The sequence below is a fragment of the Undibacterium sp. GW821-FHT11H02 genome (assembly GCF_058808015.1).
On record NZ_JBXARG010000015.1, the window covers coordinates 50,996 to 66,189 of the forward strand.

Here is a 15,194-nt window from a genome sequence, read left to right on the forward strand (position 1 = left end):
GAGATGCGGCATGCAAGCTGAATTTATCCCTGGTGATGAACTGAGTATTCAAGAAAGTAAAGACAAAATCCGTATCAATGAAGTGGGAGTCAAGCTGCTTTACGGCGTTGCATTGACTGGCATGACGGTTTGCTTGCTGTCCATCATTTTCAATTTCTTTGCAACGCGAGGTGTGGGTAATGGCGGTGCCGTTGCAGGCATTTTTATTACAGGATTTATTATCCTGTTGTTGCGTCGTCAAAAAATCAAGTTGGCTTTAATCTGCATATTATGGGGATTTGCGCTGATCCCTATTTGTTTTGGTTTTTGGACTTTTGGCTTTAGTGCCCCGGGCATTGTTTGTGTGCCGATCTCCGTGATGGCAGCAAGCTGGGCATTATCATTGCGGCATGCGATTATTATGACCGCCTGTGCCTGTGGTGCTTGTATTACTTTCTATATTCTGATTTCGAGACAATTTTTGGTGCCAGTTGAACCGAATTTATTGGTGCGCCTGATTATTTTGGTTGGCTTAATTATCGTCGCATTTTTATTGGGTTTGGTCGCTGTTCGTGTCTTGCGTGTTGAGTTTGCGCGGGTAAATGAGCTCGCAAGTTCTCTTGAGGTGAAAGCGCTCGCACTTGAACAATCTGAAGCCTCGTTTTCTGCTTTATTTTTGTCGAATCCTTTGCCTTCTATTTCAGGTGATGGCGAGGGACGTTTGATCGACGTGAACCACGCTTTTATCAATGATTTTGGTTTTAGCCGTGAACAGTTGATTGGACATACGATTGTAGACCTGAATTTATTTGACAATGAAAACGACAGGCGTATTGTTGCGACCCAAACTCTGGGTAAAGGTGTTGTCGGTCATCCCGTGACCATGCGTCTGGCTGATGGTGAAATTCGCAATTTTCTGGTGAGTACCGCTGCATTTGAATTGCCTGAGGGCTGGCGTTTTGTCGCTTTGTTCTTGGATCAGACAGATAGACTTGCCGCCGAAAAAGCACAAACTACTTTGAATGCCGAGTTAGAGGAGAGAGTCGCAACACGAACCGTTGAATTGAGTGTGGCGCTCGAAAATTTACAGCGTACTCAGAGTGAATTAGTGCAATCGGAAAAATTAGCTTCTTTAGGGTCTATGGTAGCGGGCATCGCACACGAGTTAAATACTCCGATAGGTAATGCTTTAATGGTGGCAAGTACCTTGTCCGATCAACAAAGAGTATTTGAATCAGGTTTAGAGCAAAGTCTGTCGCGTTCTGCGCTTAATCATTTTTTAATGTCAGTGCGTGATTCTGCGGATATTTTGGATAGGAATCTCAGGCGCACTGCGGATTTAATCAATAGTTTCAAGCAGGTTGCGGTGGATCAGACCAGTGAGCAGCGTAGACGATTTAATTTGCATGAGGTTGCACATGAAGTCGTGGTCACGCTCAGCCCAAGTCTGCGCAAAACCACGCATACCCTAGTGAGTGAAGTGCCCGAACATATACAACTAGATAGCTTTCCTGGTCCTTTAGAACAAGTGTTGATGAATCTGACGACCAATGCTTTGCGTCATGCCTTTGATGGACGAGCACAAGGGAAAATGCAACTGACTGCTGAATTATTGGATGATCAGTGGGTGAGAATACGGTTTTCTGATAATGGTGTAGGTATATCTGAACAAAATTTGCAAAAGATATTTGATCCGTTTTTCACCACCAAGTTGGGGCAAGGCGGTTCAGGCTTAGGGCTGAGCATATCCTACAATATCGTCACTGCCATGCTCGGAGGGCGTATTGAAGTGAAAAGTGAACTCGGTGTCGGAACCGAGTTTTATATTGATATACCCTTGACTGCTACCAAGGAGGTAGCAGTCAAGATGATTTAGCAAGCTGCGTGATTGACCGTCACAACGTGTATAGCCAAGCCACCTAAAGAAGTCTCTTTGTATTTTGCCTGCATATCGAAGCCAGTGACACGCATGGTTTCGATGACTTGATCCAGACTGACATGATGCGTGCCATCGCTCTTTAAGGCTAAGGAGGCAGCCGTAATTGCTTTGACGGCACCCATACCATTTCTTTCTATGCAGGGAATTTGTACTAGTCCACCAATTGGATCACAGGTCATGCCCAGATGGTGTTCGATACCGATTTCTGCGGCTGATTCAATTTGCTCATTCGTGCCGCCCAATGCCGCAGTTAAGCCCGCTGCCGCCATAGCACAAGCCACACCAACTTCACCCTGACAGCCTATCTCTGCGCCAGAGATAGAGGCATTCTTCTTGCACAGCATACCGATCGCGGCAGCGACTAACATAAATTCACGTATGCCTTTGACTGGATCAATAGGGCGGCAATCTTGGGAATAATATTTAATGATGGCGGGAATAATACCTGCAGCACCATTGGTCGGTGCCGTGACGACGCGGCCGCCTGCTGCATTCTCTTCATTGACTGCCATCGCATATAAACTGACTTTATGCATGCCATCATGTGGCAGGCTGTTGTGGGTTTCATTAGCGGTTAACCAGAGTTTGGCGGCACGGCGTTGTACGTGCAATCCACCGGGTAACTCTCCCGTAATTTTTAAGCCGCGCTCTATGCATGAATTCATCACTGCCCAGATCTTATCCAGGCCGGCGTCAAGTTCTGCTTCGCTGCAATGACTGAGTTCATTGGCACGCAACAAGGCTGCTAAAGATAGTCCAGTACGTTTTCCATGTGCTAATAATTCAGCCATGGTACCGAAAGGGTAGGGGACGCTGACTGCTGGCGCGGTCACCGTGCTGGCATTGCTGTTGAGTTCTTCTTCGGTGTAGATGAAGCCGCCGCCAGTCGAGTAAAAAGTTTGTTCGTGCACACTGCCGTCGACACGCCATAAGCTAAAGCGCAGGCCATTAGGATGGCCTGGTAAGACTTCTTTTTTGTGCCAGAGTACGTCATCTAAAATATCAAAATCAACTTTGACTTTGCCAAGTAAATGCATGACACCAGACCGTGCCAGCTCAGCCAGTTTGTCATCGACGGTGTCGGGTACCACATCTTGTGGTGTTTCGCCCATTAGGCCGAGTAATACGGCTTTGTCAGTGGCATGACCCAAGCCAGTCAAAGCGAGTGATCCATATAAGGCCACTTGCACTTTGTGTGCTTGTTCTAAATTCGGACATTCCAACAAAAAACGACGCGCTGCAATCATCGGTCCAACTGTATGAGAACTAGAAGGGCCGACGCCAATTTTAAACAGATCAAACACACGCATGTCCATGCCAATATTCCTTATTTCGAGACCACAGTAGAAAATGTATTGCGAATGAAACGATCTCTGAATCAGAATACTTTCACTCTGATCAGTTGGTCACTTTCACGTTTTTCAGCATGTCTGTTACCAGTGCAGGGAGATCAATTTCTGCCTTCCAGCCCCAATCTTTGTAAGCGGCTTCATCATTCAAACTTTGTGGCCAACTTGCAGCGATGGCCTGGCGGCTATCCGGCGCGTAGTGTACCTGAAAGTTTGGTAGGTTTTTAGTGATTTCACTTGTGAGTTCTTGTGGGTTAAAGCTCATACCACTGACGTTATAGGAAGAACGAATTTTGATATTTTCCGCAGGTGCTTCCATCAAACTAATCGTCGCACGAATCGCGTCTGGCATGTAAATCATGGGCAAAGATTGTTGTGCTTCCAAGAAGCAGGAGTAAGCTTCACCTTTCAATGCAGAATGGAAAATCGCAATTGCATAGTCAGTGGTGCCACCACCTGGAGGCGACTTGTAACTGATGATGCCAGGATAGCGGATGCTACGTACATCGACATTGTATTTCTGGAAGTAGTACTCACACAGACGTTCGCCAGCTAATTTGCTGATGCCGTAAATCGTGTTCGGATCCATCACCGTGTATTGTGGTGTATTGACGGCTTCGGTGTTTGGACCAAATGCGGCGATCGAAGATGGCCAGAAGACTTTTAAAGGCTTACCAGCTTCACCGCGGATACGTGCTAATTCCAAAATGTTTAGCAAGCCATCCATGTTCAGTGTCCAGGCTTTCAATGGTGCTTTTTCACCAGTGGCGGACAATAAGGCGGCGAGTTGGTAGACCTGGGTGATCTCGTACTTGCTGTGGATTTCAGCCAGACGTTCTGCGTTCAACACATCCACGACTTCATAGATCTTTGCACCATACAGACTGCTTGGACTGATGTCGGCAGCAATCACATTCTCCGCGCCATGTTTGGCGGCCAAAGCATCGACCAATTCGCTACCGATTTGACCGTTCGCGCCGATGACTAAAATACGTTCCATTTTCTTTCCTTACTATTCGATTGACTGTTGTTGCTACAATTTTTCTCGCCGCAGAGGCGCAGAGATCGCAGAGAAAGTATTGAGTTATACCTCTGCGTACTCTGCGACTCTGCGGCTAATGTTTTTTGTATTTACTTAATTAAACCCAATTCGCGACCCGCCTGAGCAAACGCAGCGAGGGCTGTTTGTAACTGTTCTTTCGTATGCGCAGCCGATAACTGCACGCGCACGCGAGCCTGACCCATAGGTACGACAGGGTAGAAAAAGCCTGTTACCAACACGCCGAGTTCATACATGCGTGCTGCAAATTTTTGCGCGACTGGCGCATCAAATAGCATGACTGGAACGACAGGGTGAGTACCCGGTTTAATGGTGAAACCCAATGCTTCAATTTCTTTACGGAAGAAAGCGGTGTTTTCGTGCAAGCGATCACGTAATTCTGTGGATTTGGATAAGCGTTCCAAGACCGCTAAAGACGCGCCAGCAATCGATGGTGCCAAGGTATTTGAGAATAAATATGGGCGTGATTTTTGACGCAAGGTATCAATCACTTCTTTGCGTGCCGCAGTGAAACCACCCATTGCGCCGCCTAAAGCTTTGCCTAAAGTACCTGTAATGATATCGATACGACCCATGACATTGTGATGTTCATGTGTACCGCGACCTGTTTTGCCGAGGAAGCCGGAAGCATGGCATTCATCGATCATGACTAGCGCATCATACTTGTCTGCCAAATCGCAGATCTTGTCGAGTTGCGCGATGGTGCCATCCATAGAGAAGGCCCCATCCGTCACGATGACGCGATGACGTTTGTCGGCGGCTGCTTGTAGTTGTTTTTCCAGATCGGCCATGTCGTTGTGTGCGTAACGGAAGCGTGCTGCTTTGCATAAGCGAATGCCATCTATGATAGAAGCGTGGTTCAAAGCATCGGAAATAATCGCATCGTTTTCATCGAACAGAGGTTCGAATACGCCACCATTTGCATCAAATGCTGCGGCATATAAAATCGTATCTTCCATACCGAGGAAGTCCGCAATCGCACGTTCTAATTGTTTGTGCACAGTCTGTGTGCCGCAAATGAAACGTACAGAAGATAAACCATAACCATATTGCTCAGTTGCTTTGATCGACGCTTGCACTGTCTCTTCATCACCAGATAATCCCAGATAGTTATTCGCACACAGGTTGATTAACTGGCGACCATCGTCACATTGCACTAAAGAACCCTGACGCGATGAGATCACACGTTCAGGCTTATACAGACCTTGTTCACGCAAACTATCCAGATTGCTAGCTAAACCAGTAAAAAAAGAATTCTTCTTGGCGCTCAAGTTTGTATTCACGTCGGTGCTCATGTTTATCTCCTGACAGGAAAGGGGCTTCTGGTATGATGGAAAAAATGCTGAATGTTAGTTCTTAATTTCTAGCTATATCTAAATTTAAGAAAAATTCTTATTTTTAAAAATATTCGATATATCGAACTAAAATTCAATATAACGAATATTATCTATGCTCATTTAATTTTGCAAGCGAAACTATGAAAAAAGTGATTGCACCCGTGACAACACCCGCCGCGCCGCCAGAGGTAGGAGCAACTTTACAGCGTTTACGGCTGGAAAGAGGCTTAACTTTGGAAGACTTATCCCGCACTGCGGGAGTGTCGAAGTCGATGTTGTCACAAATTGAACGTGAGAAAGCCAATCCAACAATTGCTGTGGCCTGGCGTCTGGCGAATGCCTTGGGGATAGGGATCGCTGAATTATTAACATCCGAAACGCCTAAGCTTGATTTGATTCGTATGCTAGAACCGCACGAGACGCCGACCTTACCTGGTGAGCATTCAGGCTATGTCTTAAAAATACTCGGCCCTATGGAGTTGGCGGGGCGTTTTGAGTGGTATGAATTAACGCTTGCACCAAATGGCGCATTGGTGTCGAACGCACATGATCCTGGAACTTCTGAACACTTGACTCTAATTAGCGGCAATATAGAAGTGGAAGTCGACGGCAATAAGAAAAAACTCAAGATTGGTGGCACTGCCCGCTACGAAGCTGACCGGTCACATGCGATACGAAATATGGGTAAGACCGAAGCAAAGGCTTTGATGGTGGTAATTCACCGTTAAGTTTTGTGCCTGAAAACCATGTTTAATCTGAGGTAGGCAAAATTCGTCGCATCGCGCAGCTGCGACTTTCTTGTCAGAAGTAAAGTCGCAGCCGGCGATGGATGTAGTTAGCACTAATGAAAACCGCTCAGTTTGTCATTGCCAGGCAGTCCGGCAATAATGTCTTTCGCCGTTGCTTCTAATTGACGAAAATCGTTTGAAATGACGCCTAGCCAATCGATATAGCGATAGATTTGGCGCCGTGTTGAGTAAATGTGAATAGAATCGCGCCCCATTAATATCGATACCATTTTAGCTGCCTCAACAGCCATAGTATGAAACTTGTCATCAGGGCGTATTTCGCTTAATTGCGGTATCAGCGGAGCTATTAAATACAACTCTGCCAGATAGCCGTATGACCATGCTTTGCTATTATTTTCTTGTGTGGTGATTGCGTTTTTGATGCGAACTTCTGCCATCAGCCATATCGCTAGTATGTCTTGCGGTGCAGTCGATTGAATCGATGTAAGGTTTTGCACCGATCCCAATAGTAAAGTCAGCGACAGATATTGCACTTGCGCCCAAACGCTATCTTTATCCAGTTGATCGGCCTTTAGGTAGCGTCCTCGTGCCTGATCTAAATCATGAATGACTTGATTCTTCTCCTCATCACTCGCCATTTGCCATTTCGGAATGGCATGAAAGCGTAGCTGCGCTTCTCGTTTTTGCGTACTGGCTAGTTGCCCTTGTATTTTTGCTTCTTGGCTTGGATTGGTATCGATCAAGCTCAGTAAGCGTTGCTTGGCTTCTACGATTTTCTGTTTTGCGGCATTCAAATTTTTAGTGAAGGACGGGGTAGTTAGTTTTTCTGCGCGCTTGCTCTGGGCCAAGTACATGTGCAGCACCCGATCCGCATTGCGTAAAGATGCTTCGATGGCGCGATTGGCTTGCGCAATACTTGCTTCCAATAGTTGTTGATCAAAATTTGGAGGTAGTGAAGTGTATGCCGTAATACTTGCCCAGTCATGCGTATCTTGAAAAAATGAATGCAAGCGGCGGCGTAGTCCTACCAAAAGTTTGCGCGGATCTTCGCCCCATAGCAAACCACTGTATAAATCCTGCACCATCATGACCGAGCCACCAAATGAGAGTGGAAATTGGCTGGCGATGACCATAGGTATGCCAGCATCATGTAATGCGTGGGCAATACTGGCGCCGACGCCTGCGACGCTCCCCACATTGCCGCCATTGCAGCTTGCTAGTGTGACTACGGCGGGACGATTGAAGTTGCCAGCTTCAAGATTGCGTGGGGTGCGCAATATCGTTGCCAGGCGTTCTCCAGAAACAATTTCTCGACCGTCATCAGAACTGTCAGAATGAAAAGCCAGCCCGTAGCGATGATCATAGTCGGTGTCTAGACTAAGGCCATGTGCCAGAATATGAATATGCGTGTAGTTTCCTGAAGCGCATGCATGTTCCAAAGCTTGTACCGTCGCATTTGTTATCACGCCTAAATGTTCGGCAACAATACTGCTACGTTCCTCGTTCGACATGTCCTCGGCTAGCGCTAACCAAGGTGTGATTGCATTGCGCAAAGCGAGTAAATGTGCTTGGGCTGGGACAGCTTCTAAACCAGGCGGCGATGCGAATACAAAAAGTATCTTGGGATACTTGGGCCAGACCATACATTCTTCCGGAATTCGACGGGTCTCGCGGGTGATACAAATCGGTGCTTGTGGCTGCAGGGATAAATGTTGACCAGCTCCGGGAAAGCCGCTCGGTGCAATGGCCAGTTCGAAAGGCAATAAGGCTAATTCCGACGAGGACAAAATTAAACGTAAGTGGGTGACGTTTTCCGTATTCTCAGGATGGTCTTTGCAGTGGCGATTTAAGTTGGCGGTCAGCCCGGGAATTTTTCCCAGTAGATCCCCCATCATGCGTGCTGTATCAGTCAATTGAAAACCACGTGATTCCTCCTTCAAGATATAGCTTAATGCACGCAAGCGATACATCATCTGATTGTGTTCTGAAGGGACTTGAAACGATATAGCAGAGTGATTTTCGCACAGTGCCAGATAGTCTGTTAGCGGGGACAGTAATTGATTATGTGCTGGACCGTGGCGTAGTAATTCTAAGGTGATGGTACGCATTAGTTACTCCTCAATTGGCTACCGGAGACGACCTTGAAACCTGGTGCTCCTGGTGTTTTGCTGGTGACATGACGTAATTCGCCGAATACACTATTACCTTCATTAATGATGGCGACGACCGTGCAAAATTTAGAGATTAGGCCTGGCGTCTCATCGAGTTTCGCCATGTTGCCGTTCTTTAATGTGTTAAAGAGCGCTGCGAATTTTTCAGGACTTTGGCGAATTGCAGGTTCTATCTTAATTAAGCGTGCCCAAGTACCGCTATTGAAGTAATAACCGTTCCCTCTTTGTCGTTTTAGTGCCCGCTCTAAATGCGTGTGTCCGGCGATGAGAAAGTCGATATCGCCTTGAACTTCTTTGTCCAGACTGGTGAAGGTATCGTCGATGGCAGTCGGGTCAAAGCTTCTATCTTCGTCTAGTTTGTCTAGCGCCTCACGTAGCACTTCGGAAGGTGATTTGTCTTTGAGCCAATTGATAAATGCGCCGAAACCGCCTAGTTGTTCAGTCTGTTTGCCCTGAACCAGATTTAAGGGATTGATACCTTCTATAGTTTGCTGTTCTGCTGCGAGCAACATGTTTGCTGCATTTTTGTCGGTATTGCTACTGTTGCCCGCGCTGTTGTTGGTAGCGCGCTTCGCACCATTGTTTGGGAAATGGCGATTGATCAGTGCTTGCGTCAGACCTGCATTACTGCTAGCGGCAATTTCAGATTCAGGTACATTTGCTTCTTCTCCTAGCATACCCCTAGGTTTTAAGACTTTGGCTCGCAGCAAAGAACCTGCCGCACCAGCTAAACCTAATACGCTGTCGAGATTACCTAATTGTTTGGGGTCGCAGGCGAGTAAGGTGGGTACCACGCCTTCAGCTTCAGGTTTGAGCAAATCCACAAAAGGGTAATTACGTTTCACCGGATTCATGACATCAATGACCATTTTTGAACCCGCATTCGGAATCCAATTTTCTACTGGACGACCAAACTGATAATCCCGGCTAATCTGCCGTAATTTTTCAAAATCGGCGGGATTCCAAGCATCGACTTCGTTCCCGTGTACACATAGAACAGATTTGTTACCGACATTAGCAAGCACACCGGAACCGTCAAAAATCATGCTGAGTCGTGCACGTGATAGCTCATTATTGTCTGTCAAAATTTCTATCAGACGTTCGCGTACCCAAGGTAATGTTAGTTCCAAATCATGGTTGCCTAAATTGATGATTAATTTGCGATTAGGCGTATTCAGGAAATTTTTTAGTTCCTTGAAAATGGGGCTGAAAGTAGGGTCGTGTAAAGCGACTCTTTCCAGTTTTCTCAGTGCACCATCTGGATCAAAGTGACGCGACGGGGCTTCTGCCAGAAAGTCGATAAAGTCACCATTGATCACTAAGCCAATTTGCTTGGCACTCTCGAGCTGGGTTAGATGCTGAATCAACCAAATCATTTCCGCTTGTGAACCAAAAATCTGGAAGCCTGGTTCTCCGCCAAAATGCAAATCCGAAACGATATACAGTTGGTCGAATTGTAGTGTGGGTTTCATGCTTACCTTTCCTTGACTGGATTCATTTAGCTTGGGATTGACAAAAAACTGATTTCGGCCGTGTTTTTTCGCTTCGACGTGCAGTTGCGTTGCCTTCGGCGCCATGCCTAGCCCTAGGCCTTGAAGTATTGTAAATAATCTACTTTTCTGCCAGTGCTATTTTTTATTTCTGAATAGAGTGTTGTCTTTTGATCGTAAAAATATTAACAATTAAGTATTTGTAATACTAAAGTAGTATTCTCGCAAAGTTATTAATTTTTTTAAGTTAATTTTTAAGTTAATAGCCTTAGCGAATTTTTAAACCAATTGCCACGATGAACGGAGATCGACATGAGTAGAATTGCCTCGCCTATAGACCAAATTGCCCAACATTACGAGGTATTGGTGATTGGCTCTGGTTATGGCGGCGGCATCGCCGCTTCGCGTATGGCGCGGGCGGGGCGCCGTGTTGCTTTGTTAGAGCGCGGCAAAGAGATTCTTCCTGGTGACTATCCAAACACTCTGGTCAAAGCAGCAGAGCAATTTCAGCTTCATGAGCCGAATGGTCATATAGGTTCACGTACCGGTTTATTCGATTTTCACGTGAATGCGCAGCAAAATGTCTTGGTCGGTTGTGGCTTGGGCGGCACCTCCCTAATCAATGCCAATGTGTCATTAGAAGCCAAGCCTTATGTGTTTGATGATGCGCGTTGGCCACTTTCTATCCGTGAGCATCGTGATACTTTGTTGAAAGACGCTTACGCCCGGGCGCGTGAAATGCTGAAACCTAATCCTTATCCAGAAAAAAATGTCGCATTGGCGAAACTGGCGGCACATCAACAATCCGCCGACAAAATGGGACAAGCGAAAGAATTTTATCGCACGCCAATCAATGTGAATTTTGAGACGCTTCCAAATAATAAAAATCATGTCGGCGTCGAACAACACCCTTGTAATAATTGTGGTGACTGCGTTTCCGGTTGCAATAACAAAGCCAAAAACACGACTTTAATGAACTATCTGCCTGATGCTTGGAATCATGGTGCGGAGATTTTTTGTCAGGCTGCGGTCAGTCATATAGAGAAAGCGTCAGATGGTTGGCTAGTGCATTATCAGTACGTTGGAACCGGGCGTGAAAAATTTGATGCGCCGACGCAATTCGTCAAAGCGGACATCGTCATCGTTTCGGCCGGCACTTTGGGTTCGACCGAAATTATGCTGCGTTCTCAGCAAAAAGGCTTGTCTTTATCAGATCAGCTAGGGCAGCACTTTAGCGGTAATGGTGATATTTTAGGATTTGGCTTTAATACGACGCAGAAAATTAATGGCATAGGATTTGGCGACAGTAAACCGGTAGATCGCTTGCCCGTAGGTCCGTGTATTACCTCAGTAATTGATATGCGCGATCAGCCCAAATATGAACATCGTATGGTGATAGAAGAAGGCTCTATCCCGGGGGCGATTGGTAAGATTATGCTGCCTATGCTGTCCGCCACGGGCGACTTGATCGGTAAAAATGATGCATCTGGTTTTATGGCGCGCATCAAACAAAAAGCCCGCTCTTGGTCAAGTTTATGGCGTGGACCTTATCATGGGGCAATTCAAAACACACAAACTTATCTGATCATGAGTCATGACGATTCTAAAGGTCGCATGCTACTCGACGCTAAGGGACAATTACGTATCGACTGGCCGGGTGTCGGCACAGCCGAAAATGTAGAGGTAGGCAATGCTCGTTTGAATGCGGCGACCAAAGCATTGCAGGGTATTTATGTGCCGAATCCTATCTGGAGTGATTTATTTAAACATGCCATCGTCTCGGTTCATCCTTTGGGCGGCTGTGTCATGGGTGAAGATGCAACGCAAGCAGTCGTCAATCATAAAGGCCAGGCGTTTTCTGGAAAGAGTGGTACAGCCGTGTACGATAATTTGTATGTTACCGATGGCTCCGTGATTCCGACTTCTTTGGCGGTCAATCCCTTACTCACCATCTCCGCCATTTCAGAGCGAGCAATGCAATTGCTGGCGCAAGATAGAGGTTGGGTGATTGATTACACCTTACCATCCGCCCCCAAACGGCCGCTTGTGGAAGATAAGTTGGGCATACAGTTTACTGAGACCATGACTGGTTATTTTTCGACTGCCTTCACACAAGCAGCGAGTACGAATTTGCCTGTGTATGAAGAAGCCTATCAACGTGGAAAAACGGATGATTCTGCGATGAGTTTTACAATCACCGTCGACTCAGATGATTTAGAAAAGTTGATTAGCGATCCTAAGCATCCAGCAACGATGGCCGGCACTTTAACCGCGCCCGCTCTATCAGCAAAGCCGATGACTGTGACGCATGGCGTATTTAATCTATTTGAGATTTATCCAGAACAAGTCGGCGTGCGACATATGAATTACAACATGCGTGCAATTGCCGAAGATGGTAGTAACTATTATTTTAGTGCCTTCAAGTCAGTTCCCAGCGACCATAGCCCGTTCAAAATTTGGCACGACACCAGTACCTTATATGTCACAGTTTATCGCGGCAGCGATAAGAGTGGTGAGGTGCTTGGCTCCGGCGTATTACACATACAGCCTGGCGATTTTGTGAAGCAAATGACGACCATGAAAGTGTCGAATGCAAAGAGTGAACAAGAACGACTCGCTGCAGTTGCACGCTTTGGCAAATACTTCGCTGGAGTCTTGTGGGAGAACTATGGCGGTATTTTGGCGGGTAAACATGATGAAAATACTTGAATTTGGATGTTGTGTCGTTTGTCCAATCAACTAATTCTTTCGGAGTCATCATGTCGTTTTCAGAACTAACAAGCATAGTGTCCGGCTTGGAGTCGCAATTAAATGGATTGCAGCAAAGAGCCCATGCCGCACTGGATAAGCTAAAAACGGATTTAGACAATGATCTCAGTGACGGTCTCACTAAACAGGCCGCAATATTAGATTTATTGCAAAGAGCGCACCAGCAAGCGCAGCGAGCAATGCTACCCAACGCGGTGCGTGAGAAAAACGAATTGCCTTGGGAATTAGTGCATGGTCTAGATGCCTTGGGTCTGCTAGATGGTGCCAAGCCTTTGCCCAAAACACCGGAAGAATTCGCCACCTTCGTTCGTTCCGATGGCACTTTGCTTGGTTGCCGACAATGGGAATTGTTAGATCCGCGTTGGGCTGAAGCCCTGGTGGAATGGTTGGAGCACTGGTTATACCGCGCGCCATTTGTGCATAAGCCGGCAGTGTTAACAGTGCCGAATCAACTGCAACTGGCCATCGTCGGTGATTGGGGTACTGGTCCGTTTGAAACGAATGCGCCTTCCAGCAAAATCGCAAATCTAGTGGCGCAACTCAAACCGGATTTTAGTATTCATTTGGGCGATGTCTATTACGCAGGAACAGGTGAGCAAGAGCAAAACAATATGCGAGATTGGCCACAAGGGACGCGTGGTAGCTTTACTTTGAACTCAAATCATGAAATGTACAACGGCGCGTTTGGTTATTTTGCCGAACTTGCCCGTAGTTTTCCTTTGCAAAATGGCTGCAGTTATTTTGCTTTGGAAAATGACTATTGGGTCGTGATAGGACTAGACAGTGCCTATTTCTCCAAGTGTTCAGACATGTATATGGATGGCGTGCTGGATCCCGGGCAACTGGCGTGGTTGGCTCAATTTTCTAAGGATAAGCGTGTTTTGGTATTGAGTCATCACGAAGCGTATTCTGCACTTGGTGACGGTAAGACTGCCTTATATCAACAAGTCGAGCAGGCATTAGGACGGGAACCTGACTATTGGTATTGGGGGCATTTGCATAATGGTATTTGCTATCAAACGATAGGTAATTTCAAAGGTCGTTGCGTTGGGCATGGTGCGATTCCTTATGGTGCCGCAAGTGAACTTGAGGGGGATGAGCGAGTGGTTTGGTTTGAAACTAAACTCGCTGGCGATTCCAATTATCCTGAACGCGTTTTGAATGGCTATGCGGTCGTAACTTTAGATGGCGCTGATTTAAACGAAGCGTTGTTAGGTGAAGACGGTAGCGTGCGTTGGCAGGCTTAAATTCTAAGAACTTTCAGTTGATATTTGAATCAAGGATGCTTTATGACGAAGCAAGTGAATAACGAGTCAAGAAACTATCAGGAACGAGTGATACCTTTTAATGCAGGTGATGGCTTCCCGCTTAATCTAATCAATGTCCGACACGCTACTCAGGCTCCTAGCAAAGGCCCGGTTCTGCTGGTGCATGGTGCTGGTGTGAGAGCCAATATTTTTCGTGCGCCCGTTGAGACCAATATTGTTGATGCTCTGGTGGCTGATGGCTATGACGTCTGGTTAGAAAACTGGCGCGCCAGTATTGATTTTCCGGAGAACGAATGGACGCTCGATCAGGCAGCTTTATATGATCATCCATATGCAGTAAAAAAGATCATTGCAGAAACGGGTGTCACTAGCATGAAGGCGATTATCCATTGTCAGGGATCGACTAGTTTTATGATGTCGGCGGTCGCTGGTCTGGTGCCCGAAGTAGATGTGATTGTGAGCAATGCGGTGTCCTTGCATCCTGTCGTTCCTGCATGGTCCGCATTTAAACTCAATTGGATGCTGCCTATGGTAGCGGCAATGACTAAGTATCTCAATCCACACTGGGGTATCGATGCGCCTACTGTTCCGGCGAAGCTCATTTCTGCTGTGATTAGCCTCACGCATCATGAATGCGATCGTCCCGTATGTAAACAAGTGAGCTTTACATATGGTAGCGGTTTTCCTGCCTTGTGGAGTCACGAAAACTTAAACGAGGCAACTCACGGTGATTGGCTGATACATGAGTTCGCAGCAGTACCTTTGACTTTTTTTAAGCAGATCACACGCTGCGTCCGTGCAGGACATCTATTATCGGTACAAAATTTATCTGATTTGCCGGCTAGCTTTGTTGCCCAAGCACCTAAAACAAAAGCACGTTTCGCATTTTTTGCGGGGGCCGATAACTTGTGTTTTTTACCTGATAGTCAGATCAAAACACATGCTTATTTTGATGGGCTACAAAGTAATTACCACAGCCTGCATGTCATGCCCAACTACGGTCATCTTGACGTGTTTATTGGTAAGCACGCCGCCACCGACATCTTCCCCTTAATTCTCGCCGAATTAGAAAAAAACTAGGAG

At 46.4% G+C, this 15,194-nt stretch carries 10 protein-coding genes; 5 read left to right on the forward strand and 5 right to left on the reverse strand.

Translation table 11 applies throughout. From position 1 onward, the window contains the following. Positions 1–10 precede the first annotated feature (10 nt). The gene (locus AC1RR2_RS14950) at positions 11–1,855 is read left to right on the forward strand and encodes a sensor histidine kinase (RefSeq protein WP_493223066.1); all 1,845 of its coding nucleotides are present in this window, start codon (positions 11–13) and stop codon (positions 1,853–1,855) included. On the opposite strand, the gene AC1RR2_RS14955 is transcribed toward AC1RR2_RS14950, so the two are convergent. The 3 genes from AC1RR2_RS14955 to kbl form a co-directional block, all read right to left on the reverse strand. Next, complete coding sequence (locus tag AC1RR2_RS14955) at positions 1,852–3,234, reverse strand: L-serine ammonia-lyase (RefSeq protein WP_493223067.1); 1,383 nt, start codon at positions 3,232–3,234, stop codon at positions 1,852–1,854. The two genes, AC1RR2_RS14950 and AC1RR2_RS14955, sit on opposite strands and share 4 nt — an antisense overlap. An 82-nt stretch (positions 3,235–3,316) precedes the next feature. Continuing rightward, positions 3,317–4,267 carry an NAD-dependent epimerase/dehydratase family protein gene (locus tag AC1RR2_RS14960; protein ID WP_493223068.1) on the reverse strand — a complete coding sequence of 317 codons (951 nt, stop codon included), beginning with the start codon at positions 4,265–4,267 and terminating at the stop codon, positions 3,317–3,319. 131 nt (positions 4,268–4,398) lie between these two features. After that, entirely contained in the window at positions 4,399–5,622 is a 1,224-nt protein-coding gene (gene kbl / locus AC1RR2_RS14965; protein WP_493223069.1) for a glycine C-acetyltransferase, read from the reverse strand. A gap of 182 nt (positions 5,623–5,804) precedes the next feature. On the opposite strand from kbl, the gene AC1RR2_RS14970 reads away from it, so the two are divergent. Next, positions 5,805–6,392 carry a helix-turn-helix domain-containing protein gene (locus tag AC1RR2_RS14970; protein ID WP_493223070.1) on the forward strand — a complete coding sequence of 196 codons (588 nt, stop codon included), beginning with the start codon at positions 5,805–5,807 and terminating at the stop codon, positions 6,390–6,392. Positions 6,393–6,505: 113 nt separating this feature from the next. On the opposite strand, the gene AC1RR2_RS14975 is transcribed toward AC1RR2_RS14970, so the two are convergent. Beyond that, positions 6,506–8,521, reverse strand: coding sequence for a CHAT domain-containing protein (locus AC1RR2_RS14975; protein WP_493223071.1), 2,016 nt, complete (start codon positions 8,519–8,521; stop codon positions 6,506–6,508). Then, positions 8,521–10,056, reverse strand: coding sequence for a metallophosphoesterase (locus AC1RR2_RS14980; RefSeq protein WP_493223072.1), 1,536 nt, complete (start codon positions 10,054–10,056; stop codon positions 8,521–8,523). The genes AC1RR2_RS14975 and AC1RR2_RS14980 overlap by 1 nt, the downstream gene beginning before the upstream one ends. 330 nt (positions 10,057–10,386) lie before the next feature. On the opposite strand from AC1RR2_RS14980, the gene AC1RR2_RS14985 reads away from it, so the two are divergent. From AC1RR2_RS14985 to AC1RR2_RS14995, 3 genes are read left to right on the forward strand one after another with little or no spacing between them, the layout of a single operon-like run. Continuing rightward, positions 10,387–12,783, forward strand: coding sequence for a GMC family oxidoreductase N-terminal domain-containing protein (locus AC1RR2_RS14985; RefSeq protein WP_493223073.1), 2,397 nt, complete (start codon positions 10,387–10,389; stop codon positions 12,781–12,783). Between the two features lie 50 nt (positions 12,784–12,833). After that, positions 12,834–14,090: a metallophosphoesterase family protein gene (locus AC1RR2_RS14990; protein WP_493223074.1), complete on the forward strand. Its 1,257-nt coding sequence runs from the start codon at positions 12,834–12,836 to the stop codon at positions 14,088–14,090. Positions 14,091–14,132: 42 nt separating this feature from the next. Continuing rightward, a complete protein-coding gene (locus AC1RR2_RS14995) occupies positions 14,133–15,191 on the forward strand; it encodes an alpha/beta hydrolase family protein (protein ID WP_493223075.1) in 1,059 nt (352 codons plus the stop codon). The last annotated feature ends 3 nt before the right edge of the window (positions 15,192–15,194 follow it).